Annotated in this window: 33 protein-coding genes; 4 read left to right on the top strand and 29 right to left on the bottom strand. The window is 72.3% G+C overall.

Annotation, left to right across the window (positions count from 1 at the left end; translation table 11 throughout):
* Window positions 1-2 precede the first annotated feature (2 nt).
* The 29 genes from ACFCXS_RS15315 to ACFCXS_RS15455 form a co-directional block, all read right to left on the bottom strand.
* Window positions 3-2,270 (bottom strand): phage minor capsid protein, encoded by a 2,268-nt coding sequence (locus tag ACFCXS_RS15315; RefSeq protein WP_376643718.1) that lies wholly within the window; start codon window positions 2,268-2,270, stop codon window positions 3-5.
* A 19-nt stretch (window positions 2,271-2,289) separates the two neighbouring features.
* Window positions 2,290-3,789 carry a phage portal protein gene (locus tag ACFCXS_RS15320; RefSeq protein ID WP_376643719.1) on the bottom strand — a complete coding sequence of 500 codons (1,500 nt, stop codon included), beginning with the start codon at window positions 3,787-3,789 and terminating at the stop codon, window positions 2,290-2,292.
* Window positions 3,773-4,000 carry a hypothetical protein gene (locus ACFCXS_RS15325; protein WP_376643720.1) on the bottom strand — a complete coding sequence of 76 codons (228 nt, stop codon included), beginning with the start codon at window positions 3,998-4,000 and terminating at the stop codon, window positions 3,773-3,775. The genes ACFCXS_RS15320 and ACFCXS_RS15325 overlap by 17 nt, the downstream gene beginning before the upstream one ends.
* Window positions 3,997-5,292, bottom strand: coding sequence for a PBSX family phage terminase large subunit (locus ACFCXS_RS15330; RefSeq protein WP_376643721.1), 1,296 nt, complete (start codon window positions 5,290-5,292; stop codon window positions 3,997-3,999). Before ACFCXS_RS15330 ends, ACFCXS_RS15325 begins: the two co-directional genes overlap by 4 nt.
* A 3-nt stretch (window positions 5,293-5,295) precedes the next feature.
* Entirely contained in the window at window positions 5,296-5,820 is a 525-nt protein-coding gene (locus tag ACFCXS_RS15335; RefSeq protein WP_376643722.1) for a helix-turn-helix domain-containing protein, read from the bottom strand.
* Between the two features lie 116 nt (window positions 5,821-5,936).
* Entirely contained in the window at window positions 5,937-6,398 is a 462-nt protein-coding gene (locus tag ACFCXS_RS15340; protein ID WP_376643724.1) for a helix-turn-helix domain-containing protein, read from the bottom strand.
* 80 nt (window positions 6,399-6,478) lie between these two features.
* Window positions 6,479-7,156: a hypothetical protein gene (locus ACFCXS_RS15345; protein WP_376643725.1), complete on the bottom strand. Its 678-nt coding sequence runs from the start codon at window positions 7,154-7,156 to the stop codon at window positions 6,479-6,481.
* Between the two features lie 64 nt (window positions 7,157-7,220).
* A complete protein-coding gene (locus tag ACFCXS_RS15350) occupies window positions 7,221-8,495 on the bottom strand; it encodes a hypothetical protein (protein ID WP_376643726.1) in 1,275 nt (424 codons plus the stop codon).
* Between the two features lie 160 nt (window positions 8,496-8,655).
* Window positions 8,656-8,925 carry a hypothetical protein gene (locus ACFCXS_RS15355; protein ID WP_376643727.1) on the bottom strand — a complete coding sequence of 90 codons (270 nt, stop codon included), beginning with the start codon at window positions 8,923-8,925 and terminating at the stop codon, window positions 8,656-8,658.
* The gene (locus ACFCXS_RS15360; RefSeq protein ID WP_376643729.1) at window positions 8,922-9,764 is read right to left on the bottom strand and encodes a hypothetical protein; all 843 of its coding nucleotides are present in this window, start codon (window positions 9,762-9,764) and stop codon (window positions 8,922-8,924) included. The genes ACFCXS_RS15355 and ACFCXS_RS15360 overlap by 4 nt, the downstream gene beginning before the upstream one ends.
* Window positions 9,765-9,798: 34 nt before the next feature.
* A complete protein-coding gene (locus ACFCXS_RS15365; RefSeq protein WP_376643730.1) occupies window positions 9,799-10,077 on the bottom strand; it encodes a hypothetical protein in 279 nt (92 codons plus the stop codon).
* Window positions 10,074-11,147, bottom strand: coding sequence for a hypothetical protein (locus ACFCXS_RS15370; RefSeq protein ID WP_376643731.1), 1,074 nt, complete (start codon window positions 11,145-11,147; stop codon window positions 10,074-10,076). Before ACFCXS_RS15370 ends, ACFCXS_RS15365 begins: the two co-directional genes overlap by 4 nt.
* Window positions 11,144-11,527, bottom strand: a complete 384-nt coding sequence (locus tag ACFCXS_RS15375) for a hypothetical protein (RefSeq protein WP_376643733.1) — start codon at window positions 11,525-11,527, stop codon at window positions 11,144-11,146. Before ACFCXS_RS15375 ends, ACFCXS_RS15370 begins: the two co-directional genes overlap by 4 nt.
* On the bottom strand, window positions 11,527-11,724 hold the full coding sequence (locus tag ACFCXS_RS15380) for a hypothetical protein (protein ID WP_376643735.1): 198 nt from the start codon (window positions 11,722-11,724) through the stop codon (window positions 11,527-11,529). The genes ACFCXS_RS15375 and ACFCXS_RS15380 overlap by 1 nt, the downstream gene beginning before the upstream one ends.
* Complete coding sequence (locus ACFCXS_RS15385; RefSeq protein WP_376643736.1) at window positions 11,721-11,906, bottom strand: hypothetical protein; 186 nt, start codon at window positions 11,904-11,906, stop codon at window positions 11,721-11,723. The genes ACFCXS_RS15380 and ACFCXS_RS15385 overlap by 4 nt, the downstream gene beginning before the upstream one ends.
* Window positions 11,903-12,460: a hypothetical protein gene (locus ACFCXS_RS15390; RefSeq protein WP_376643737.1), complete on the bottom strand. Its 558-nt coding sequence runs from the start codon at window positions 12,458-12,460 to the stop codon at window positions 11,903-11,905. The genes ACFCXS_RS15385 and ACFCXS_RS15390 overlap by 4 nt, the downstream gene beginning before the upstream one ends.
* 79 nt (window positions 12,461-12,539) lie before the next feature.
* Complete coding sequence (locus ACFCXS_RS15395; RefSeq protein WP_376643738.1) at window positions 12,540-13,028, bottom strand: single-stranded DNA-binding protein; 489 nt, start codon at window positions 13,026-13,028, stop codon at window positions 12,540-12,542.
* On the bottom strand, window positions 13,029-13,538 hold the full coding sequence (locus ACFCXS_RS15400; protein ID WP_376643739.1) for an HNH endonuclease signature motif containing protein: 510 nt from the start codon (window positions 13,536-13,538) through the stop codon (window positions 13,029-13,031). It lies immediately after the preceding gene.
* A gap of 110 nt (window positions 13,539-13,648) precedes the next feature.
* A complete protein-coding gene (locus tag ACFCXS_RS15405) occupies window positions 13,649-13,843 on the bottom strand; it encodes a hypothetical protein (RefSeq protein ID WP_376643740.1) in 195 nt (64 codons plus the stop codon).
* Complete coding sequence (locus tag ACFCXS_RS15410; RefSeq protein ID WP_376643741.1) at window positions 13,840-14,313, bottom strand: hypothetical protein; 474 nt, start codon at window positions 14,311-14,313, stop codon at window positions 13,840-13,842. The genes ACFCXS_RS15405 and ACFCXS_RS15410 overlap by 4 nt, the downstream gene beginning before the upstream one ends.
* Complete coding sequence (locus ACFCXS_RS15415) at window positions 14,310-14,987, bottom strand: hypothetical protein (protein WP_376643743.1); 678 nt, start codon at window positions 14,985-14,987, stop codon at window positions 14,310-14,312. The genes ACFCXS_RS15410 and ACFCXS_RS15415 overlap by 4 nt, the downstream gene beginning before the upstream one ends.
* A complete protein-coding gene (locus ACFCXS_RS15420; RefSeq protein WP_376643744.1) occupies window positions 14,984-15,928 on the bottom strand; it encodes a mucin-2 in 945 nt (314 codons plus the stop codon). The genes ACFCXS_RS15415 and ACFCXS_RS15420 overlap by 4 nt, the downstream gene beginning before the upstream one ends.
* A 79-nt stretch (window positions 15,929-16,007) precedes the next feature.
* Window positions 16,008-16,241 (bottom strand): aromatic ring-opening dioxygenase LigA, encoded by a 234-nt coding sequence (locus ACFCXS_RS15425; RefSeq protein ID WP_376643745.1) that lies wholly within the window; start codon window positions 16,239-16,241, stop codon window positions 16,008-16,010.
* On the bottom strand, window positions 16,238-16,381 hold the full coding sequence (locus ACFCXS_RS15430) for a hypothetical protein (RefSeq protein ID WP_376643747.1): 144 nt from the start codon (window positions 16,379-16,381) through the stop codon (window positions 16,238-16,240). Before ACFCXS_RS15430 ends, ACFCXS_RS15425 begins: the two co-directional genes overlap by 4 nt.
* The gene (locus ACFCXS_RS15435; RefSeq protein WP_376643749.1) at window positions 16,378-16,968 is read right to left on the bottom strand and encodes a hypothetical protein; all 591 of its coding nucleotides are present in this window, start codon (window positions 16,966-16,968) and stop codon (window positions 16,378-16,380) included. The genes ACFCXS_RS15430 and ACFCXS_RS15435 overlap by 4 nt, the downstream gene beginning before the upstream one ends.
* Window positions 16,965-18,041 (bottom strand): ERF family protein, encoded by a 1,077-nt coding sequence (locus tag ACFCXS_RS15440; RefSeq protein WP_376643750.1) that lies wholly within the window; start codon window positions 18,039-18,041, stop codon window positions 16,965-16,967. Before ACFCXS_RS15440 ends, ACFCXS_RS15435 begins: the two co-directional genes overlap by 4 nt.
* On the bottom strand, window positions 18,038-18,364 hold the full coding sequence (locus ACFCXS_RS15445; RefSeq protein ID WP_376643751.1) for a hypothetical protein: 327 nt from the start codon (window positions 18,362-18,364) through the stop codon (window positions 18,038-18,040). Before ACFCXS_RS15445 ends, ACFCXS_RS15440 begins: the two co-directional genes overlap by 4 nt.
* A 67-nt stretch (window positions 18,365-18,431) precedes the next feature.
* On the bottom strand, window positions 18,432-18,617 hold the full coding sequence (locus tag ACFCXS_RS15450; protein ID WP_376643752.1) for a hypothetical protein: 186 nt from the start codon (window positions 18,615-18,617) through the stop codon (window positions 18,432-18,434).
* Window positions 18,614-18,871, bottom strand: coding sequence for a helix-turn-helix domain-containing protein (locus ACFCXS_RS15455; RefSeq protein ID WP_376643753.1), 258 nt, complete (start codon window positions 18,869-18,871; stop codon window positions 18,614-18,616). The genes ACFCXS_RS15450 and ACFCXS_RS15455 overlap by 4 nt, the downstream gene beginning before the upstream one ends.
* A 235-nt stretch (window positions 18,872-19,106) precedes the next feature.
* On the opposite strand from ACFCXS_RS15455, the gene ACFCXS_RS15460 reads away from it, so the two are divergent.
* The 4 genes from ACFCXS_RS15460 (at window position 19,107) to ACFCXS_RS15475 (ending at window position 23,444) form a co-directional block, all read left to right on the top strand.
* On the top strand, window positions 19,107-19,529 hold the full coding sequence (locus ACFCXS_RS15460; RefSeq protein ID WP_376643754.1) for a helix-turn-helix domain-containing protein: 423 nt from the start codon (window positions 19,107-19,109) through the stop codon (window positions 19,527-19,529).
* A gap of 22 nt (window positions 19,530-19,551) precedes the next feature.
* Window positions 19,552-19,923, top strand: coding sequence for a hypothetical protein (locus ACFCXS_RS15465; RefSeq protein WP_376643755.1), 372 nt, complete (start codon window positions 19,552-19,554; stop codon window positions 19,921-19,923).
* Complete coding sequence (locus tag ACFCXS_RS15470) at window positions 19,920-21,599, top strand: recombinase family protein (protein WP_376643756.1); 1,680 nt, start codon at window positions 19,920-19,922, stop codon at window positions 21,597-21,599. The genes ACFCXS_RS15465 and ACFCXS_RS15470 overlap by 4 nt, the downstream gene beginning before the upstream one ends.
* A gap of 456 nt (window positions 21,600-22,055) precedes the next feature.
* Window positions 22,056-23,444: an NAD(P)/FAD-dependent oxidoreductase gene (locus tag ACFCXS_RS15475; RefSeq protein WP_376643757.1), complete on the top strand. Its 1,389-nt coding sequence runs from the start codon at window positions 22,056-22,058 to the stop codon at window positions 23,442-23,444.
* Window positions 23,445-23,589: the final 145 nt, after the last annotated feature.

Below are 23,589 nucleotides of genomic sequence, written 5' to 3' on the forward strand. Positions count from 1 at the left end.
CGTCACCTCTTGTTCTGCTCGTCGGCCTCGTTCTTGCGGGCGCCCGCGGCCCAACGTTGGGCCTGGCCGGTTACTTGCTCGATGAACTCGGCCTGAGTAAGTCGCCCATGTTCGGCCCACCACTCTTTCAGCTCATCCGACGCGCGCGCATACGCAATGCGCGCGGGCCCGCTGAACAGGGTTGCCGGGTTGATCTTGGCGGCCTTGGCCTTGGCGTTGAGCAGGTAGCCGTTACAGGCGTCCTCGGCGGCGAGGTACTGCCGATACACGTACTCGTCGTACAGGGCGCGGGCCTCGCGGCGAGTGATGAGTCGCCGCTCGTCCTGCTCCTGGTCGCCGTCGTCGTCGCCGCGGTGCAGCTTGGCGGCGGCCTCCTGCACGCCTCCCCAAAACTCGTCGTCCTCGGCGAGCGCTCCCCACTGCTCGGGGTCGGGGGCCGGCGCCATGGCGTCGGCGAGGGCGTCGCGGTCGGCGAGCAGGTCGTCGACCGCGTTACCGGTGTCGGCCGGCGCCGGTAGCTCGACGGCCTCGCGGCGGTCGAACTCGGCGGCGATCCGGTCGAGCTCGGCCGCGGTGGCGTACTGCATGCACCATGCGAGGTCATCCTCGCCGAGCTCGGCGAGGTCGTCGAGCAGCTGCCCGCCGGGGAAGAACCGGGCGAGCAGGTCGCGGCGGGCGGCCTCCGCGGCGATCGCGGCGGCCTCCGGGCCGTGGCCGGCGTCGCGGTAGCGGGCGGCGAGCTGGTCGTCGGACAGGCCGACCAGATCGGGGCGCGCGGCGGGGAGTTGGCCGGCGCGGTCGCGTCGGTCGGTCTCCGCCATGATGCGCAGCTGGTCGGCCTCGTCGACGTGCGGCCACACGCGGGCGAGGTCGTCGTCGGACAGGGCGAGCAGGTCGTCGACCAGCTGCCCGCCGGGGGCGGCACGGTCGAGCAGCTGCTCGAGGTCGCGGCGGTCGAGCTCGGCCTCGATGCGGGCGCGGGCGCGGTCGTCGAGCGGGGTACGCAGGGCGGCGGCGAGCTGGTCGTCGCTCATCTCGCGTACGGTCTGCTCGTCGCCGGACCACACGCGGGCCCGCTCGACCTGCTCGGCCGTCGGCGCGGTGGGCGGGGGCGTGTCCTGCCCGCGGGCGCGGGTGCGCTGCTCGGGCGGGAGGTTGCCGGCGCCGTCCTGCTCGCGGGTGCGGTTGCGGCGTAGGTCGGGGTGTGCGGCGAGGTGGTCGCGCATGGCCTTCTGCCACTGCCTCACCTTGCCCTCGGCCGCGCGCTTCTCCTGCGCGTTGGTCGCGGCGGCGGCGCGGCGCTTGTACTTCCTGATGTGCCGCTCGATCTCGCGCTGTCGCTGGCCGGCCTCGTACCCGTCCGGGTCGCTGCTGGCCTGCTCGACGGTGGTCAATCCGGGCGTGTACGCGGACACGCTGTGTCGGCAGTTGGGGTGTTGCAGCCCTGCAACGCGGGCGGCCTCGAGCGATCCGGCGACGCGTACGGGGACCATGCGGCCGTCCTCGAGGGCGTGCTCGACCTCGACCGTGCGCTCGCCGTCCGGGCCGGTGAGCGTCAACACGCGGCCCTCCCAGGGCCGGCAGAGGTGGCACTCGCGCGGGGAATCGCTCACGACGACTAGCTCGATACCGGCGTCGGTGAGCGTGCGCGCGTGCGCTTCCGTGGCGGCCCGGGCGACGGACGTGCGTACGGCCATTTCGGCGTAGACAGGGAGCGACCAGCGGCGGCCGGCGCGGTCGACAAACGACGTGATGCCCTGGTCGGCAAACCGGCGCATGGCGTCCTGTGCGGCGTGGCGGCGGGTGCCGGTGCCGAGTAGGGGCGTGGCGGTGACTTCCGCAACGATTGCCCGGAACCCGTCGACGACGGCGCGCAGAATCGAGCGGTGCGTCGCCGTGACCAGCTGTACGGCCTCGACGGCGAGGCGGTCGACGGCCTGTGCGTTCGGCGTCACGTCGTCGACCAGCTGCCGGGCCCGGTCGGACAGGGCGCCGAGCTCGGCGACCGCGGCGCGGTGCCCGCGGTTGTAGGACTCCGCTACGGCGTCGAACACGTCGAGGCGGACGGCCTTACCGAGCTCGTCGACGACACTCTGTGCGCTGCGCCTGAGTGCCTGGACGGCGGCGAGCTTGCGCTCGGCCCAACCGGGCGCCTCGAGGCCGTCGGCCAACTGACGCGCGATGATCTGCAACAGGCGCAACTCGGCATCGGCGTACAGGTCGCGGGTGCGCTCGGCGAGGGGCTCGACCATGCCCGGATGGATCGGCATGGGCTCACCCCCCGTCGGCTCATGCGGCGAGCGGGTACGTGCCGCCCGGGTCGCCCGGGTCCGGCGCTCCTGCTCCGGTCTCGGCCAGGATCGCGGCGACCTCGCGCTTTACGGCGGTGTCGTCCCAATCCGGATGAAGGATCTTCACCTTCGTCGCGGTCGACACTGCGCCCGCCCGGGCGAGCAGGTCGAGCGTGGTCGCCGTCTGCTGCTCGGACTCGGCGACCCCGGAACCGAACTCAACGCGCGGGCGCGCGGGCGCGATACCCGGGGTGAACTGGGCGGCGTCGACCTGCAACAGAACGTGCAGCATGTCGGCGACGGCTCGCCGCCAATACCCGGCCTTCTTCTTCCGGGTGATCAGTCCGCGGGCGCGGCGGTCGTCGACCTGCGTCGCGGTGACGGGCTGGCCGTCGCTGCCCTCGAGGCCGAAACTGTGGGCGTCGTATCCGGCGGTCTGCACGGCCTGTTGCACGATGCTCTGTGCGGTGGCGCGGTGCTCCTCGACCCTGATTTCGAACTGAGCGAGGGTGATCCCGGCGCCCTCGTTGGGCGGCATCCGCAGACCTGCCCACACTTCGCGGTCGTCGTCGAACGATGCGCCCTGCCCGGGGCCCTGACTCTCGAGGTACCCGTCGGGCACGATCAGCCTCGCGCGGGCGAGGCGGATATCGCGCATCCAACTTGTCCATGTGGTGTCGAGGCCGTCGAACAGGTCGTGTACGGCGGCGTAGTCGCTGCGCCCGACGGGGCTCGAGCGGTGCAGCCTGTTGGGCAGCATGTTGGGCACGTAGGCCGCGGTGAGCTGCGTGATTCCGGTCGGGATTGCCGTTTCGCCGTCGTCGTCGAGGGTGGCCTGTTCGGCGAGGTCGGCCGTGTCGGGGTGCTCGGCGAGGGGCACGCGGCGGCCGATGGTGTCGGGCCCGCCCTCGTACAGCGCGTGCACGACGCGCCCGGGTTCGTGCCGCTCGATGTGCCGCCACACGGTGTGTTCGGTGCTGCCGGTCAACTCCTGCCAGAAGTTCACCGCACGCAACATCCCGAACCTGAACTCGGGCGCCGCGGCGTCCGGCTGCATGACGGTGAGCAACGGCCGTGCGGCGAGGTCGCGGTCGTACGTCACGCGCAGGAACACGCCCGACAGGGCGGCGGCCTGCTCCGCGGCGCCGAGCAGGGTCTCTTGCACGCTGCCCTCGTCGAGCAGCTGCTCGAGGCGGGCCTGTGTCGGGGCGTCCTCGACTCGGATCGCCGGCATGTCGGCGAACAACATGTCGGCGGACGTGCGGGCGATATCACCCGCGAGGGGCACGTGTAGGCGCGTCTCCCTCTTACGCATGCGGTGCTCGGTCGAGCGGCGTCCCCACAACTTCCGGCGCTCGCGGGCCTCCGGGGCGTACCCGTAGATGCGCTCGAGGCGGGCCCGGTCGCCGCTGTACCAAGCGTCGTCAACGCGCATGGCGCGGTAGAACGGGGCCCATGCCGGGGGCGGCCACTGGGCGCCGTCACTGGGCAGTGCCATCGGGGCTCACCTCCTGGGCGTCGTCGAGGGCGTCGACGTACTCGACGGTTGCCTCGGCCGCGTTGAACTCGACGACGACGCGGGGCGGCCGGCCGGCTTCGTGGCGGGTCTCGACGGCGCGCACTCCGGGGAGCCGGCGGCCGTCGACGACAACGCGCCCGCGGCCTGGCGTTCGCCGGTCCAGCTGTACGTGAACGCGGGGCAGGATCATGCGGCGGCCTCCTCGTCGGTGGGGCGTGGCGCGGTAAGCAGGTGCCGCCACTCGTGCGCGGTCGAGTGCACGACGTAGCGCAACGCGTCGGCGCTGTGGTCGTCGACTTTCAGCGGGGCGTCTTCGCCGCGTTCGGTGGCTTTGGGGTCCCAGCTGTAACCGGGGAGCTCGCCGAGCAGGCCGTCGCATGAGCGGTGCACCAGTAGGCGGCCGGCGGCGAGCAGGCTCGACACGCTGCGGATGCCGTCGGCTACGTCGTTGGTGGCGCGGGCGAGGCCCGGGTGTCCGTCGGTCCATAGCTGCGTACTGAACGACGCTGCGCTCGGGTCTATGAACGTCCACTCGGGCGTGACGCCCGCGGGGCTGTCCGCGTCGGCGCCCGGTGGTCGCCACTGGTCGAGCCACGTGCGCAGTGCGGCGCTGTACTGCGCGTCGGTCATGCTGCGGTGCGCGGCGCGGGAGTCGTGCCGCCACTCGCCGCACACGTAGAGGCGGCCGTCGGTGCCCTCGCCGAGCAGGATCGCCGAGAACGGGTTCGTGGTCCCGTAGTCGATACCGCACCAGTAGCGGCGCATGTCGGGCAGGGAGTCGACGACGTGCGCGCCCTCATCCCACATGTCGTAGATGGCGCCCTCTGCGACCACCCACGCCCCATCGATCATGCGGCGTCGCCACAGGCCGACATACTCGGCGGTGAGGTCGGCTATGTACTCGGGCGACAACGACGGGTTGTCGGCGAGGCGGAAGTGCCACGCTCTGAGGTTGAGCTCGCCGGCGCGGTCGAGATACCCGGTCTTGAGCCAGTGCCGCGGGCTGTCCGGGTTGGTCGTGGCGTACAGGCGGGCGCCCGGCACGCTCAACCTGGCGAGTAGCTGCGTCCAGAAACCCTCGGGGAGCAACGTGGCTTCGTCGACGTAGGCGAGCTGCGCCGTGAGTCCTCGTAGGCGGCCCTCGGCGCGGGTGTCCGCGGCGCCGATCAGGTGGACGGTGCGCCCCAGGATCGTTGCCGTGGTGGCGCCGCGGGTGTGGTGTACGTGCCGTGCGAGGGGCCCGAACAGGGCGGCGTCTTGCAAGGGCTCGAACACGTTGCGCTCGATGGTCTGCAAGCTCCTGCCACAGATGATGATGAGCCCGGACGGGCCCGCCGTGGCGACGGCGATCACGAACGCGAGCAGGCTCGCAATCGTCTTGCCGGACCGAACGGAACCGTGCCAGATGTTGACGCGCGCGGTGGCCTGGCCGATCGAACGCAACTGCTTACGGGACAGGGGCAGACGGTCGAGGTCGAGCACTGCTCACCCCCCGTCGGCGCCTCCGTCGGCGAGGTCGTCGGCGGCGGCCTGCTGCAATGCCTCGCCGAGCGCTCCGAGCATCGAACGAACCTGCTCGGCGCCCTCGCCGCCCTCGGCGGGTGCGAGGCGTAGGGACGTAGATACGGCCGTCTGCACGGCTCCGATGATCTGCCGTTGGTCGCCGAACCTGGGGCGGTCGAGGTTGGCCGTGTGCCAATCGCCGTCGCGGCCGGCGAACTCGCCGACGGTGCACGGGGCGAACAGTTGGGCGCGCAGCTGCTCGGCGTCGTCCTGGAGGCCGAGCGCGAGGGCGGAGCGGCGGGCGGCGAGGTCTGCGCGGCGTACCTCGGTGGCGACGGCGACCTCGGCGGCCCGGTTGAACTCGAGGGGCGGCTCGAACGATGCGGCGATCTTCGAAACGGTCGAGGGCGACCGCTTGATGATCCGGGCGATTTCGTTGCGGCTCTTGTCCTGGGCGTGGAGGGTGCGCACCTGCTCGCGGTCGTGGTCGGTGATCGGTCGAGCCATAGGTCGTCACCTCCTCGCGTCGGGCATGCGAAACGCCCCGCGGGCGGGTGGCCGGCGGGGCGTTCGGTGAGCGGTGGGGCGTTCCGTTTTCGGGCACGCCGAAGACGGGCCCAAGGTTAGGTCACGGAATGATCACGGCGCAACTCGCGCGCGGGGGCGGTCGCGTCCGGTCGGCGCGGCGGCGCGTCCTCGGTGGCGCACTGGCGCTCGATCCATGCGCGCATGGCGGCGCGGCGGGCGTCGGCGGCGGCGCGGAGGTATTGCCGGATCGGCGCGTACAGGGTGCCGGTGCGGTGGTCGGTCAATACGTTGAGATCTTGGATGAGGCTTGGCTCGAGCTCGTGCAGTAGGAACGGCGCGCGGGGTGCGCCGCTGGTGGGGGCGGGTGGCGCGGTCTGTGGCGCGGGTGCCGCGGTGGCGGCCGGCGCGGTGGCATCGAGGTCGCGCGCCACGGTGCGGTGATGGATACCTAGCTGGCGCGCTATGGCGCGGTGGGACATGCCCTCTTCGTCGGCGAGGTGGCGCACACTGGCGCGTCGGGCGGCGAGCTGGGGGTCGGTAGGCTTGGCGGTGGCCATGTCGGGGTTGCTCCGATCGTGGTTAGTCGGGCCCGTCCGGCGGTGGAGTCGCCGCGTACGGGCCCGCGCTGCTGTCTGGGTTAGGGCTCTTGCGGGGGCGCGAACCTGTTCAGGTCCTCGGTGTTGGCGCGGTCTGCTTCCTCGATGGCGCGAGCCTCTTCGCGTGCCTCGCGCAACAGGCTGTAGATGCGCGACGGGGTGAGTCCGCTTGCCTCGGCGATTCGGTTCGGCTTCATGCCGCGGCCTGCGGCGTCTACCACCATGCGGGGCGTGACGGCGGCGGCGGCCTCGGCGGCGAGGCGGAGCGTGCGCAGGTCCTCGAGGGTCAGTTCGTCAGCAAGCTGGAGTAGCAGCGCTGCCCGCTCGTTGGGCTCCTCGGCGGTCGCGTCCCACTGGGAAGCGATCCACTCGGCGTATTCGAGCGGGTCGCGGTCCTCGTCGGGGTCTCCGCCGGCCGCGATGATCTCGGAGCGGCGCTCGCGTTCGAACTGCTCGATTGCCTCGAGCATCTGCTGTTGGAATCGTCCGGCGGGCGTGCTGTCGTCGACCGTCCCGAACTGGCGGCGCAACATCTTGCGGTTGTGCTTGGCGAGCTTCGGGTTATCGGCGGGGAGGAATCCCGCGGCGGCGGCCATTCCCTCGACGGCGGCCAGTTGCCCGGCTGGCGTCGTCGGCATCTTGTCGGCGTCGGCGCGCTGGTAGTGGGCGACGGTCGGCTCGTCGTCGCGCTGCTCGTCGGGCTGGTCGGTGGGGTTCACGTGTGCTGCTCCTGTCGGTATGGGTCGGGCCCGCCCTCGGGCGAGGGCGGGCCGGTCGGGTCGGTTAGAACGGGGGCTCGCCGCCGGCGGCGGTCACGGCGTCGGACGCGTCGAGGGCGCGGGCGTATCCGGCGTCGCGCGCGGCGGCGCGGCGGGCGCGCTCGAGGGGCGTAAGGCGCGGGCGGGGGCGGCACGCGTCGTGCCACTGCTCGCCGCGGGGGATCGCGTACCCGCATCCCTCGCAGCGTGCGGCGAGGCGGGCGTCGCGGTGCGCGTTGGGGCCGTGCTCGCACAGCACGACTTCAACGGCCTTGCTGCCGGTGTAGAGCAGGGCGCCCGCGCGGTCGTCGGCCTCGCGGCGGCCGAGTCCGCACATGATCAGGCCGACCCATTCCCCCCGGATCACGACGCGGTGCGTTACTGCCCACATGAACGCGGGCTCGAGCTCGAGCGGGCGCGGCTGCTCCGGGGCGTACAGGGCGGGGTATTCGCGGGCGAGGTAGGCGTCGACGGATGCGCGGGTGACCTCTGGGGCGACGAACGGCTCGGGGGCGGCCTCGACGGCGGCCGGCGGGGCCTCCTCGACGGCGGCGCGGTCGTCGAACAGGGCGCCCTGTTCCGTGTCGAGGTCGAACAGGGCGGGCAGGGCGGCGACGCTGTGCTCGCCGATCCACGCGCCCCGCCACGTGCCGGCGGTGGCGTCGGCTTCGGTGACCAGCTGGGCGGCGTAGCTGGCCTCGACCTCCTCGACGGTCGGCGTGGCCTCCGGGGCGTCGTCGGCGGCGGCCTCGGCGACGGCCTGCTCGGCGTCCTGCTGGAGCTCGGCGCTGGCGAGGGGCGCGCCGATGGCGTACGCGGCGTCGGCGGCGGCACGGGCGGACGCGCCGCGGGCGGCCTCGACGGTCGGCGCGGTGCCGTCGCCGTGAAACTCGCCGTGCGCGGTGGTGACGGCGACGGGCCATGCGTCGTGCATGAACGCGACGGCCTGCTCGTCCTCGACGACCAGCACATCGCCGTTACGGATTTCGGCGGCGCACTGGCTCGCGTCGTAAGCCTCTTCGGTCGAGGCGAAACGCACGGTGATGATCTGCGGGGCGTGGCCGGCGGCGGCGATCCACTTACGGGCGGCGCGCTTCTGGGCGTCGGTGGCGTAGGAGTCGGCGAGCAGCTGCTCGGCGCGGCGGCTGATCACGTGCAGGGCGGTCATGCTGCGGGGCTCGAGCACCAGGGTTCGGCCGCGTCCGCGGCGGGCGTCGTCGAGGGCGGCGCGGGTGTCGAGGTCGAACGGGCGCTCGGCGGTGAGGTGGTCGGCGAGGGCTCCGGGGATGGTGACGCTCATCGGGGGTTGCTCCCTTGGCTGGTCGGTGGTGCCGGGTGGAGTCCGGCGGCGCCGTGTGGAGTACGGCAGGACTCTGACTGTAGCGGCTTGTGTAGCGACTACACAAGCGGGTCAAGAAAAGGGGCGCCTGGCAATTCCGGCGCCCCTTCCGGGAGTTGGGTCACTGCCCTGGGCGGTACCCCTCGCGATAGTCGGCGTGCTTGTCGTAGTGGGCGGCGAGGTACTGCACGGCGAGGCGTAGACCTGGGGCCCGCTCGTCGTCGTGCTTCGCGGCGATCTCGTACATGTCCAGGACGGTGCGCCGGGTGGCGAGCTCGTCGAGGTCGGTTTGGCCGACGTTGGGCTCTGCTGACTCGATGCAGTCGCGTACGCCTGCCTCCTCTTCGTCGAGGCGGGCCCGGTAGAACTCGATCAGGTCGCGGGTGCTCATGGCGTCGAGTCTTCCGTGCGGTTCCGGGCGGCGTCCATCGCTTCCCACAGGCCGACCAGCTCGGCGCCCCGCCACTTGCGCCGGCCGCGGTCGAGCACGACAGGCGCCCCGCACCCCTCGCCCGTCGAGCAGGTCACCACCGGTTCGCCGCCCGGGCGGGTCTGGCCGACCAGCTGCCCGCCGCACCATGGGCACGGGGTGTCGAGGTGCGTCGTGCGGCCGTCGCGCTCGAGGGCGCGCTCGACCGTGCGTCGGGCCCGGGCGGCGACCGCGGCGGCGTGGTCGAACAGGCGCGGCGACAGGGGGGCGAACAGGTCGCCGTCGAGGTCTTCGTCGCATACGCGGCCCTCGACCCATACGGCGGCCCAATGGAGGCCGTACGCGCGTGATCCGGGGTTGCCCTGGCCGGCGTAGTGCCACCGTGCCGGGTTGTCGCGGTCGCGGGCGTCGACGGCGGCGACTGTGCGCCCGCTGCGGTGCGGCTTGGGCACGCGGCGCACGGGCCGCTGTACCTGCTCGGCTATCTGGTCGGCGAGGTCGAACAGGTCGGCCTCGACCTCGAGGGCGGCGTCGAGGGCGTCGAGGTTGAGCGGGGCGGGGTGCTCGCGGAGGGTGAGCGGGAGTCGACCGACGCGCGGCGCGGCCGGCTCGAGGTCGTCGTCGGCGCGGTCGGCGGCGGCGAGCTGGTCGAGGAATCCGGCGCACTCGCGGGGCGGCCACTGGGCGGCCGGCGGGCGCTCGATCGCGGCGAGCAGGTCGCCCCACTGTTCACGGACGGCGCGCAGATCGGCGACGGCCTGCGCGGCGGGGCGCGCGAGGGTGCGGGCGGTGCTGCTCATGGCGGGTTGCTCCTGGTGCTCGAGGTGCGGGGGGTTACTGGCACTGGCCGTGGTCGACGAACACGGGCAGGGGCAACAGGTCGGGGCTGTTGTGGCGCGGCTTGGCCGGCGTCTTCGGCTTGCTCGGCGTGCTGTTGGCCGGCGGGCGCGGTGCCGGGGCGGGGGCCGGCTTCGGCGGGGCGACGCGCGGTGCCGGCGCGGGGCGGGGGCTGGTCGCGGCGCATGCGCTCGGGGAGTCGCACGCCACGGCTACGGCGGCGATCGCTGCGGCGGCGGCGAGGGTGGCAACGATGGTGCGGCCGGCGAGGGTCATCGGGGTGCCTCCGTGCTGGCGAGGTGGGCGGCGAGGGCGTCGCCGCGGGCGGCGGCATGGGCGAGGGCGCGGTCGCGCTCCTCGGTGCGGGTCCGGGCGCGGTCGCGGGCGGACTGCCACGCGGCGCGGAACGTGTCGGCGCGGTCGTGCCAGTGCGCGCACCAGCCGCGTACGCGCTCCTCCTCGGCGGCGTGCTCGCGGGCGCGTCGGCGGGCGTTGCGCCATGCGGCGAGGTGGCGGTCGGCGCGGTCGTCGGCCTCGATGGCGTGCGCGCGCCACCCGTTGGCGCGGGCCCGCTGCTGGGCGACCTCCTCCTCGGCCTCTCGGGCGCGCTTCTGCCACGCCTCGACGGCGCGCTCGCCGGTGCGGCGCTCGGTGGCGAGGGCGACCTCGTGCTCGCGCTGCTGTTCGGCGAGGCGGGCCGCGGTGGTGTCGGCGCGGTCGGTGAGTGCGCCGTGTGCGGCGGCGGCCTGCGGGGTGAGTCCGTCGAACTCGGCGACCGCGGCGAGGGCGGCGCCGAGACTGTCGGCCTGGCGCACGCGGTCGAGGGCGGCCTCTGCCCGGCGGGCACGCTTGTACTGGTCGGTTGCCTCGGCGCTGTTCTCTCGGGCGTGCTGGTCTCTCAGCTGGGCACGGTCGACCAGCTGCGGCCACGGGGTGTCAGCGGGGGCGGCGAGCGCGTCGGCGAGGGCGCGGCGGCGGTCCTCGTGCATCTGCTGTTGAGCGGCGAGGCGCTGCACGGCCTCGGCGCGGTGCTGCTCGGCCTCGTTGCTGCACTGGTGCGCGGCCTGCGACAGCGCGTCGGCCTGTCCGGCGCGCTGCTCGAGCTCGCGTATGGCGGCGTCGGCGGCCTCGCGGTGCCGCTCGAGGGCCTGCGTCGTGCCGGCCATGGCCCTGCGGTTCTCGTCGGCCTGGCGGCGCTCCTCGCGCACGTAGTCGCCGAGTAGGGCGGCCTCGGCGGACGTGAGCCGTGCGCGGTGTGTGCGGGCGAGCAGGTTGTCGACGACGGCGCGGCGGTCGAGGCGGTCGAGGGTGCGGCCCTTGGGGGCGCGGTGCTGGGGGCGGCTCACTGGTTCGGCTCCTCGGCGGCGGGGTGGATCTCGTCGGCGCGGCGGCGCAGGTACTCGGCGGCGTCGCCGCGGCCCGGGTCGCACTCGTAGTCCTGGGGGAGTGCGTTGATCTCGTCGGCGACGGCCCGGTACGCCCGGGCGATCGCGGCGGCGATCGGGTCGGCCTGCTCGCCCACGGGGGTCCACACGGTGTGCGCCTGCTCGACGCGCCCCGTGGCGCTGCCCTCGCTGCGGGCGAGGTGGTTACGCCAGAACGACACGCGGGCCCGGGCGCCGCCTGCGCTGCTGTAGGGGCCCTCGTAGCGGGGCGTCGTGCTGTTGCCGAACGTGATCACGGCGCGGAACACGGTGCGGCCGTCGGCTCCGATGTTGCGGGCCACTACGCGGCGACCTCCTGCTCGCGCTCGGCGCGGGCGGCGCGCAGCTTGCGGCGGCACACGGGGCCGAGTCCGTCGTCGCTGGGGCGCTTGAGCGGTCGGCCGCATTCGGTGCACTCGGCGGCCTCGAGGTGGTCGTCGTCGACGGCCGGCGGCGCGGTCGCGGCGGCCTGGGCGGCGGGGTGCGGGGCGTAGTTCACTGGTCGGCCTCCGGGGCGCGGTGGGTGGTGTCGCCGTGGTGGGCGAGGTGGTCGAGGGCGCGGCACGTGGGACAGGTCCAGTCGCCGCAGTTCTCGCGGGCGAGGCGCAACAGGGCGCGGTCGGCGCGGCGCCGTGCCGCCCTGCGGGCGAGGGCGGCACGGGCGCGGGCGAGGGTGCTCACTGCTGCTCGGCCTCGGCGGCGAGGCGGTCGGCGCGCTCGTCGAGCAGGCGGCGGATGCTGTGCATGCCGGTGAGCAGGCCGCGGGTGCCTCGAGTTACGCCGTTCTCGGCGCGGTAGTCGTCGGCGTGCTTGCGGACGACGGTCGACAGTTCGTGTCCGTGCGCGGCGAGGACGATCCGGGCGGCGGCGAGGGCTTGGGCGGGGGTGCGCGGCGCGGTGTCGAGCAGGATGTCGCGGAGACTGGCGAGGGTGGGCTCGGGCTCGGGGAGGTTGAACGCGAGGGCGGCGCGTACGTCGGCCACCCAATCCGCGGCCGGCTGCTCCTCGTTGGCCGGCGCGGTCGGCTCGTCGTGGATGGGGCAGGGCTGGCCGGTGGCGGCGGCGGTCGGGCACGGCTGGGCGGCGAGCTGGTCGGCTATCTGGCGCAGCACGTCGGCGGCGACCGGACGGGGCAGGGACGACGACACGTCGGCGGGGCCGTCGAGGGGCACGGCGACGATCAGGGCGTGAGTGTCGAGGCTGACGACGTTCACCGCGTCGGGGATGCGGGGCATGGGGGTTGCTCCTGTTCGGGTTCGAGGGGGTCGCGCGTGCGCGCGGGGCGGGGTGCGACCGGTCGCCGGCCGCGGGCGGTCAGAACGGGGGTTCGTCGCTGTATCCGCGGTTCTGCTGGCCGTTGGTCGCCCACGGGTCGCCGCCGGCCTGCTGGCCGTTCCATCCGCCCTGTGCGCCCTGCTGCTGGCCGTTGTTGCGCTGGCCGGTGGTCTTGGTGACGGTGGCGGTGGCGCGGGCGAGGCTGGGCCCGACCTCCTCGACGTCGAGCTCGTAGACCGTGCGCTTTACGCCCTCGCGGTCTTCGTAGCTGCGCTGCTTGAGGCGGCCCTGAACGATCACGCGCATGCCGCGTTGCAGGGACTCGGCGACGTTCTCGGCGGCCTGGCGCCATACCGAGCAGGTCAGGAACAGGGCGTCGCCGTCTTTCCATTCGTTCGTCTGGCGGTCGAACGTGCGGGGCGTCGAGGCGACGCGGAATTTGGCGACGGCGGCGCCGGACGGGGTGAACTTGAGCTCGGGATCGTCAACGAGGTTGCCGACGACGGTAATTACGGTCTCGCCTGCCATTTAGGCGGCCTGCCTTTCGGTGGTGGGTGTGGTGGTGGGGAGTGCGATGACGGGGGCTGCCTGGCGGGCGCGGCGGCATGCGCGGCAGTGCCGGTGTCCGTTGGGGGCGCGGTAGGTGTTGGCGGCGTCGAACGGGTGGCCGTTGGCGCAGTGCGTCTTGCGGGCGTTGATGGCCGTCGGCGCGGTCGAGCGCAGGGTGTTGGTGCGGTGGTCGACGACCTCGAGGTGTGCGGTGTTGACGCAGTTGCGGCGCCGGCACTTGTGGTCGAGCTCGAGGCCGTCGGGCACGGGGCCGTGTTCCTGCTCCCATGCGTGGGTGTGGGCGCGAACCATGCGTTCGCCGTCCCAGAACGCCCCGTAGAACTCGCCGAATTGCCCGCGGTCGTGCTCGCGCTTGCTGCGGGCTCCGCCGGTCCACAGGTGGCAGGGCCCGGGGGCGTCGCGGTAGAGGCTGGCGGGCCCGTTGCGGTCGACCTTGGCGGCGAACCGTTCGGCGCTACTGCTCGGCATCCGGGCCCCCGTACCGTTCCGTTCATGTGCGGACTTGTTCCGTCCAAGAGTGGACGATATCGCTTAAGAGGGTGCGCTGGTCTCATCGAGGGCACCCCCCGGACTGGTCGTTATCGGTTCGTGACGAACGTTTGTGCGAGCGTCTCGCGGCCGTTCTCGGCCTCGATCGGCGCGAGGGTCCACCCGTCGGCGGCGAGGGCGTCGACGACGCGCTGTGCCGCTTCCTGGGCGTGCTCGAGGGGTGCCTGTTGGGTGTCGACCAGTGCGGCGCGCAGTACGGCGAGGGCGGCCGGCGGCGGGGTCATCGCTGGGCCCCCGTGATGTGGCGGGCGCGCTGGCGGTGTTCGGGCCGGACGATCGCGGGCGGGCTCATGAGCGCGCGGGCGTGCGTGGCAGCCTCGGCGGCGAGGCGGTGCCGGCGGCGGACGGCGAGCAGCTGCTCGACGCGCTCGGCCTCGGCGCGGTCGGCGGCGCGGCGCTCGGCGTCGGCGGCGGCGCGGGCGGCGGCGACGATCGCGGGGCCGTCGAGCTCGCGCAGCGTGCGCCACTGGTCGCGCCCGCGGTGCTCCTCGAGGATCACGTACGCGCCCTGTTCGGCGTACTCGCGGGCGATCCGGCGGGCCTTGGCCTTGTCGCTGGTGTTGCGGATGGCCGGCCGGTCGGGGCGGGCGTCCCATGACGCGGTGACGCGGAATCCGCGGCTGTTGGGGGTGTGGTCGCCCGGGACGGCGCGGCGGCGGTACGGGCGGTCGGGGTGCTTGCTGCTGCGGTTCATGCGCTCTGCTCCTGGCGGGTGTTGTGGCGGGCGCGGGCGTCGTCGAGGCGGGAGGGGTGGGGGTCCTGGCGTACGCGGGCGTTGTTCTTGCCCATGCGGCACGGCTTGCCGGGGGCGGCCTGGCACCACGTGCACGCCACGGCGAGGGGGTCGGGCAGTCTCGAGGCGGCGAGGGCTTCGCGCTGGGCCCGAACGGGCCGGTAGTCGTGCAGCAACACGGCGGCCTCGTCGGGGATGCGCCGGCCGATGCCCTCGAGGGCGGCCTCGACCTCCGGGGCGGGCCCGCCGGTGAGCTCGGGCGGCGCGGTGCGCGGGGCGAGGCCGACGGCCTGTGCGGCGGACTGCGGGGCGATCCGGCCGTCGGCGACGGCGCGCTCGAGGGCGCGGCGGCTGGCGATTGACTCGGCGCCGGTCTCGCCCGGGCGGCCCTCGTAGAGCACGTTCGCCCGGTCGAGGCGGTCGCGGCGGATCTTGGCGCGCTGCTGCAACACATGCGCGGGGGTAATCCATCGGTCCGTCTCGGCGTAGTGCCGGGCGACGGCGGCCCGGGCATCGTCGTCGAGGGGCACGGAGTTGAGGGCGGCGGCCCATGCGCGGGCGTCGGCCTCGCCGACGGTGCGGCGGTCGAACGCGGCGCACAGGGTCAACAGCTCGGCGGCGTCGGCGGGGGTCATGCGGAGGTGCCTTCCTGTGCGCGCAGTCGGGCCGCGAGGTCCATACCGGCGGCGACGCGCTGATCGGTGGTCGAGGGGCGGGCGGCGGCGCGGTCGAACGGGATCACCTCGCCGCCGGGGGCGGGGCGCTTCAGCTCGGACAGGGCGAACGTCAACGTGCCGCCGGTGATCGGCTTGTTGAGGTCGCCGAGTCGGGCCAGGGCGGGCCACAGGGTGGCCGGCTCGAGGCCGTTCGCGAGGGCGTCGGCGATCGCCCGGCCGATCGTGTTCCGGCTCTGGGCGGTCGTGCGGCCGTAGGTCTCCCACCATCGGGCGAGCAGCTGCTCGGCGGGTCCTGGAGTGCCGGGCCGGTCCGTGGGGGGTTGGGGGGTAGTACCTCCGTAGGAGGTACTAGGGGTCGGGTCGGGTCGGGGGGACCGTGACGGGTTGGGGGCGTCACGGTGTGACGGACCCCCGTGACCTGCGGAGTCCTCCCCAAACGCGCCCTGATTCGGAGCGTTTTCGAGATTTTCCGGCGACGATCCGTCGTCTTTTCGAGCGCGATTCGTCGACGATTGCGGGCCGTTTCCGCGTGCGGTGCGCTGCTCGGCGGCGCGCTCGCGGGCCCGCTGCTGGCGCTCGGCGGCGGCCTCACGCTCGCGCTCGACCTTCGCCCGGCGCGGGTTGTACTGGTGATAGTCGTGGATCTGGAAGTCACCCGCGGCCGGCTGCGGGCAACGCGGGCACGTGTGGCCGGCGGCGTGCCACAGGCCGACGGCGGTCAACTTCCGGGCCTGCGGCGCGGTGCCGTACAGCTGGGCGACGACGCCCGGAACGGTGCCTTCGGTGAGGTGCTGGGCGGCGTAGGCGCCCGCGCGCATCCATAGGCCGATGGCGGCGTTACCGGCCTTGATCAATTTCGGGTGGCTGTGCGCGGTGTCGTCGACTTTGAACCATGGCACGGGGGGTGCTCCTTGCTGGGTGTGGCGCCCGGGGCGAGGGGCGCGCGGCTCGTCCTCGCCCCGGGGCGATCAGGGCGGCCTACTGGGGCCGGTAGGTTCTGGGGCGGTGCCGGTCGCATCTCCACCCGGCGGGGTAGAAACGGGCCGGCTCGCCGCAACGGGGGTTGCCGGTGTCGCACGTGGGCGGCGGCTTGTCCTCGACGGCCGGCGCGGTGGCGACCTCGAGGGCGGCCTGTCCGGGCACGTTCTCGGTCGGCGGGGTGTCGAGCAGGGCCCGGGCGGCGGCGAGGCGGGCCCGGGGGCGGGCGTTCACTGGGCGCCCTTGGCGCGGCGGTGGCGGCGCTGCTCGGCGCGCCACAGGGCGGCGAGGCGGGTCTCGATCGCCCACAGGCCGACGGCCAGGGCGGCGAGCGTAGACAGTCCGGCGACGGCGACGACGGCGAGCTCGGTCACTGCTCCTCACCCCCCGCGGTGATCGCGGCGAGCTCGGCGGCCAGGGCGCCCGTGCGCCACGCTTCGGCGGTCGCGTCCTTCCCGCCCTTACGCCACGTGAGGGCGTGCGTGCGGGCGCGGGTGGGCTTCCACATGACGCCCGGGGGCTCGAGCACTTCGCCCGTGGCTGGGTCCGGGATCTTGGCGGCGCCGACGGCTTCCATTTGGGCGACCAGCTCGGCGAGCTTCCACGGCTTGACGGTGCGCACGAGACGGGTCTCGGTGAACTGCTCGTCGGGCCACGTCTGGCGTATCCATCGGGCGAGGGCTTCCTCGTCGACGACGACGGGCCCGGACTCGCCGCGGCGTAGTGAGATCGTGGCGACCTGCTCGCCGGTGGGCAGGGACGCGACGACGCGTTCGGTTCCGTCGCGCTCTGCGGCGGCGTCGAGGGCGCGCTGTGTACGGGCCTTCACGTCCTTCTGCGCGGCGGCGACGCGCTCGGCGAGCAGCTTCAACACGGCCTCTTGCGTGGCGAGGTCGCGCAGCGACTCGACGACCTGCTCGGCCTGTTCGGCGGTCGGCGCGGTGGTGTCGTTGGTGCTCACGCTGCGGCCCCCTTGGCGGCGTCGAGCAGGTCGGTACGCATCTCGCGCAGCTGCTCGAGGGTGGCCTCGGCCGGCGTCACGTTGTGGCGGGAGGTGAACAGCTGGTCGGCCTCGGCGCGGTCGGCGACTCCGGCCTCGGCGGCGGCGGCGTACATGGCGGCGAGGGTGGCGGCGCGGTCGACACTCGACGGCGGCGCGGCCTGCTCGCCCTGCTGCGGCGCGGTGCCCTGCTGCTGCTCGGCGGGCGGCTGCTTGCCCTGCTGCGACTTCTGGCCGGCCTGCTCCTTGTCGCGGGCGATCGCGTCGAGCTGGTCGAGGTAGTCGGCCGGTGCGCCGGCCTTGACGGCGGCGGCGCGCACCTTGTCGAACGCGGCACGGTTGGGCGCCTGGCGCGCTTCGGCGAGGAAATCGCGGCGCGGCGGGCGTTGCTGCTGCGGCGGTTCCTGCTCCCACGGGCCGGACTCGGCGCGGTTGCTGCGGCGCGGCTGCTGCCCGCCCTCGCCCTGCTGGCGCCCGCGCTGCTGGTTGCCTCCACGGCGCTGCTGGCGCTGCGCCTGCTCGGCCGGCGGCTCCGGGTGGTGGCGGTCGCCGTCGTCGATGCTGCGGGCGTCCACAGGCAGCATGAACAGCGTGAACAACAGGTACTTGAGCGCGGCCGACTGTGCTTTGTTGGTGGCCTTGTCGGCGAAGTCGAATGCTTCGCCCGGCACGTCGGCGAGCAGGCAGTCACCCGCGGGCCCGTAGATGCGGTATCGCATCGTGATCAGGGTCCGGGTCATCTTCCCGTCACGTTCCTGCCGGTGCTCGGCGATGCTCGGCAGGATGAACAGGCCGTGCCTGCGCATCGGGCCCGCCATGGCCGACATGACGTCATCGATGCCGCGGAAGTTGTAGTTCTGCTGCTGGTTGCGCTGGTCCTTCCCCACGGGCATTGCGTCGGCCATGACTGCGGCGACGACGGCGAACACGCGGGGGGCGTCGGCCGGCGCGCCCTCGGGTGCGGGCACGTAGGCCGTCTCGATGCGCGGCGCGGTGTTGGGGACGGCGGCGAGGTGAGGGGTGGGCGTGGTCATGCGCTGTGTCCGTTCTGGGCGGTGCGGGCGGCGGCGAGGGGGATCACGTCGGCGAGCTGGTCGCTGGTGATCTGCTCGAGCAGGGCCTCGCGGCTGCTGGCGACCTCCGCGGCGCGCATGGCGCGGGTGGCGTCGGTGGCGTCGTAGTTGACGGCGGCGAGGTCGAGGGCGGCCACGTGGGCGGCGTGCGTGGTGAGCAGGCGGGCCACGGTGTCCGGGTCCTGGTTGAAGGCGACGGCGAGGTCGTCGAGCGTGTCGGCGAGGGCGTCGAGGCCGTCGGCGAGGCCGTCGGGGCGGTGCGGGGTCTTACGATCGGGGGACACGTCCAGTGCCTTTCGAGTGGTGGCGTGGGGGCCGTTCCGGGTGCGATCCGGGGCGGCCCACCTGTTTTCAGGCCGCGGCGCGGTGCGCGGCGGGGCGGGGGCGCTGGCGCTCGAGGCGGCGGCATGCGAGCTCGAGCTCGGCGGGAAGTCGGCCGGCGGCCCGGGCGTGGTCGCGTTCGGCGCGGGCCCGGTCGAGGGCGCGGCGGGCGCTGGCGAGGGCCTGCTCGCGAGGGATCACGTCGGCGTCGGTCATGCCGCGGCCTCGACGTTGGGGGTGATCAGCTGCGAGGCGGGGAGCCCGTAGGCGGACTCAACAGCCGCGGCTACTCGGGCACTTGGCGCGGTGCGGCCGTGCCACAGGCGCCACGCGGTATTGCGGGCGACCTTGAGGGTTCGTGCTGCATCGGAGGGGGTGAGGTCTCCGGCTTTACGGGCAGCCGTGACGAGTGCAGAACGGTCATACATGGCGGCGCTCTTTCCTTCCATGGCCGGATAGCTTCCGTCCATGGATGGAACATAGCACGGGCGTTCGGCATATGTCGTCGTGCGCATTTGGGAAGATCAACGAACTGTTGCAGCACGTCATTGCCGTTGACAGCGTGCATGCGGGTAACAACAATCGGTCACCCGTGTAACTCGGGCACCAGCAGTAAGGGGGTCGAACTGACGTGCTGGCTATGCGTTTCGGTCACGAACAGGGGGGAACCCGCCCCGCTTGTTCCAGCGACGGTATGTTCCATCCATGGAACGAAACGAAGCGCAGACCTTCGCGGACTGGCTCCGCGAACAACTCACCCGGCGCGGCTACGACCTCAGCGCACGCGGCGGCGGCCAGACCCGCTTTGCCGAAGAGTCCGGCATCGGGCGCGCCACAGTAAGCCGCATGCTTGGCGGCCAAGGCACCCAGCACGACACGCGCATCCTCGGTCAACTCGCCGCGGCCCTGCGTGTTCCGCTCGGTGAAGTCCTGGTGCGGGCCGGCGTTGCCACCGACGAAGAACTCGGCAGGATCGCCAACCCGGACCCGGGCCCTCGGCCCATCACGCCCGAGCAGGCCGCGGACGAACTAGGCATTCAAGATCCACAGGCCCGACGCCTGTTCGTCTCCATGGTTGAGACACTGCAACGAACGCCACCCCCCCACGAACAGCGAAACCAGAAGTGACGACGTACGGAGGCACCAGCCCATGTCTTGGCGTTCGAACGCTAGTTCCATTATCGCCGTCGGCCTCGCCCTGCTCATCGCTGCAACCCTGATCGGGGGGATAGGACTCATCGTCGACCGGGACGACATCATGCGGGGCGCCATCCTCGCCACCGTGCCCGCCGCGGCCGGCGTCGTCATCGGCGCCATGCGCAAACAGCAGAACGTCACCGACGACCAGCTCGCCGCCGCGCACGCGGCCGGCTACGCGCTCGCCCTCGACCACGTAGCGCGCGGCCTGCTCGACCAGCACCGCGCCCCAGCACCCGACGGAACCGGCCTCGACGACCAGGGCGCACGGAACATCCACCACCTTCACACCTACCGCGCCGACGACGGGCGGGCCGCCGGATGACTCAGGCACCCGACACGTTCCGCAGCACAACCGCCCTCGACGGCGACCCGTACATCGGTTACGTACGCGTCTCCACATGGCGAGAGGAGAAGATCAGCCCAGACATCCAGAAAGCGTCCATCCTCGAATGGGCACGCCGGCACGGGCGCCGGATCGTCGCATGGGTGGTCGACCTCGACGCCACCGGCAGGAACTTCCAACGCAAGATCATGGGCGCCATCGAGCGCGTCGAGAAGCGCGAGGCAAAGGGGATCGCCGTATGGCGCTACTCCCGATTCGGCCGCGACCGCGTAGGCAACGCGATCAACCTCGCCCGGCTCGAGGCGATCGGCGGCCGGCTCGAGTCAGCCACGGAACCCGTCGACGCCACAACCGCGATCGGCCGCTTTCAGCGCGGGATGATCCTCGAATTCGGGGCGTTCGAGAGTGACCGGACAGGCGAGCAGTGGAAAGAGGTTCACGAACACAGGCTCGCCGCTCAACTCCCGTCCGGCGGCCGGCCCCGGTTCGGGTACACGTGGTTCCCACGACGCGTGCCCGACGCGAACGCCCCCGGCGGATTCCGGCTCCAAGAGGAGCGGTACGAGATCGATCCGAAAGTCGCCCCGCACGTGGCGAGCTGCTACGCGCAGTACATAGCAGGCACGGGCGCGAAGAGGCTCGTTCAGCAGCTCAACGCGGCCGGTTTACGCACCATGCGCGGCGGCCTGTGGCGGCAAGACTCCCTGCTTCGGTACCTCGACTCAGGGTTCGCCGCCGGATACCTCCGCGTACGCGACGAGTGCGACTGTCCCAAAGTCGGAGACGGCAAGTCGTACAAGAGCTGCGGGCACTGGCGATACTTCCTCGGCGCACAGCTGCCGATCATCGGATACGACCCGGACATCGATTACGCCAACCTCGACGACACCGGGCGGGAACAGATCATCCGCAGGGCCGGCGAACTGTGGCAGGAGTACCGGACCCGCCGCGCGTCAGTCGCCCGGACACCGATCCGGGCCCGCGCAGTGGCGCACGCCCTTACCTCCCTGGTGCGGTGCCAACTATGCCGCGGCTCAAGCAGCGGGCACGGCAACGAAAAGGACGTCATCTGGAGGTGCGCCCTCCACGACCAAAGCGACGGCTGTGAAGGCACAAGCGGCACCGGTAGCGAGCTCGAACGCATCGTGTTGGAGAAGCTGCAAGAGGTCGCCGACGACATCGACGCCCTACCCGCCACGGAAGAGGACGCGCCCGCCCTCGAGCCGACCGTCGAGCAGGAACTCGCACAGCTGCGCCTCGAGCACGAACAGGCGCAAGACGCACTGTCGCGGCTCATCATGGATTACGCACGAAACCCACAGAGATACCCGGCAGACGCGTACGACAAAGCGTGCGCGACGCTCACAGACGACCGTGACAAGGTCGCGGCCAGGATCGCCGAACTCGGCGGCGAGGGCGAACTCGAGGCCGAAGAGGACGAACAACCGACGCGCGAAGAGGTGCGCCCGCTGATCGTCGGCATGCTCCCAGAGTGGAAGACGTTCACCAACATTCAGCGGAATCTGATCTTGAAACAGATCATCCGTTGCGTGCGCGTCTACCCGCGGCCGAGCAGGTACGAGACCCGCGCCGACGTGCTGTTTGTCTGGGACCCGCCGGACGATGGCAGGTGGGGGAGCGATGCGCGTATGTGAGCAATGCTCGACGGCATCGCGTGGTCGGTCGCGTAGCCCGCTTCTGAGCAGGCATGGATCACGAATGAGCGTCTCCGGGGGCTCGGACGAACTCCCCGGAGACCGCCCGTCGGAAAAGTTCGTGAAGTTCTTCACAAGGAATTCGGCCCTCCCGGGCGATGAGAAGGGTCCCGTTGACCCGTCCGGGGGCTGAACAGTCCTTTGAACATGTTCAGAAGCATGGTATGGAGGGGTCCGGGAAGGTGTCCGGAACGGCGCGCGGGACGTCCCTCACGGAGGCCTCTCGGGTACAGAGAGGCAGCTCACGCGGCATTGACAACGCTCCGGGGTGCATAAAGGAGCCCGGTTGTCACCATGACGTGGATCACGCGGGCCGCGGAGGATAGCACACACCCTGCAAGAGCTTGTGAAGGGGCGCACGAGCCACCCCCCTGAGACGGGTGGATACTCGATGGCATGAGCACCACGGAGCGTCCCAGGATCCTCGTAGTAGGCGGTGGGTACGTAGGCCTGTACGCAGCTCGGCGCATCCAGAAGAAGATGCGCTACGGCGAGGCGACCGTCACGGTCGTCGACCCCCGGTCGTACATGACCTACCAGCCCTTCCTCCCCGAAGCCGCCGCCGGCAACATCTCCCCGCGCCACGTCGTCGTCCCGCTGCGACGTGTGCTGCCCAAGGCGGAGGTTCTCACCGGCCGGGTCACCACCATCGACCAGGACCGCAAGGTCGCCACGGTCTCCCCGCTGGTCGGCGAGGCCTACGAGCTGCCCTTCGACTACCTGGTGATCGCGCTCGGCGCGGTCTCCCGCACCTTCCCGATCCCCGGTCTCGCGGAGCAGGGCATCGGCATGAAGGGTGTCGAGGAGGCCATCGGCCTGCGCAACCACGTCCTCGAGCAGCTCGACAAGGCCGACTCCACCACCGACGAGGAGATCCGCCGCAAGGCGCTCACCTTCGTCTTCGTGGGCGGCGGTTTCGCCGGTGCGGAGACCATCGGCGAGGTCGAGGACATGGCCCGCGACGCCGCGAAGTACTACAAGAACGTGTCCCGCGAGGACATGCGCTTCATCCTGGTCGACGCCGCCGACAAGATCCTCCCCGAGGTCGGCCCCAAGCTCGGCAAGTACGGCAAGGAGCACCTCGAGGGCCGCGGCGTCGAGGTCTACCTGTCCACCTCCATGGACTCCTGCGTCGACGGCCACGTGGTGCTGAAGAACGGCCTCGAGGTCGACTCCAACACCATCGTCTGGACCGCCGGCGTCAAGCCCAACCCGGCCCTGTCCCGCTACGGCCTGCCGCTGGGCCCCCGCGGTCACGTCGACTGCGAGCCGACCCTCCAGGTCAAGGGCACCGACTACATCTGGGCCGCCGGCGACAACGCCCAGGTCCCGGACCTCGTCGGCCGCAAGGCGGGCAACGAGAACGCCTGGTGCCCGCCGAACGCCCAGCACGCGCTGCGCCAGGCCCGGGTTCTCGGCGACAACGTGGTGTCCGGCATGCGGGGCTTCCCGCAGAAGGACTACAGCCACGCCAACAAGGGCGCCGTGGCCGGTCTCGGCCTCCACAAGGGCGTCGCGATGATCGTCATGGGCAAGATGAAGATCAAGCTCAAGGGCCGTCTCGCCTGGTACATGCACCGTGGCTACCACGGCCTGGCCATGCCGACCTGGAACCGCAAGATCCGCGTCTTCGCCGACTGGACCCTGGCGATGTTCCTCAAGCGCGAGGTCGTCTCGCTCGGCGCCATGGAGACGCCGCGCGAGGAGTTCTACGAGGCCGCCAAGCCGGCCCCGGTCGCCGCCGCGCCGAAGGAGAAGACCGAGGAGAAGGCCAAGGCCTCCTGACCTCCGGTCGGTCATCTGCCTGACGAAGGGCCTCCCGCCATCCGTGGTGCGGGAGGCCCTTCGGCGTGCCCGGGCCTTGCGGCGGGCCGGAGCCAGCAGGCGTGGCTTTGCCTTTCTTCGGGCCCGGGCTCGCAGGCGTGCCTTG

The sequence above is a fragment of the Streptomyces sp. NPDC056373 genome (assembly GCF_042262425.1).
In the GTDB taxonomy this organism is placed as follows: domain Bacteria; phylum Actinomycetota; class Actinomycetes; order Streptomycetales; family Streptomycetaceae; genus Streptomyces.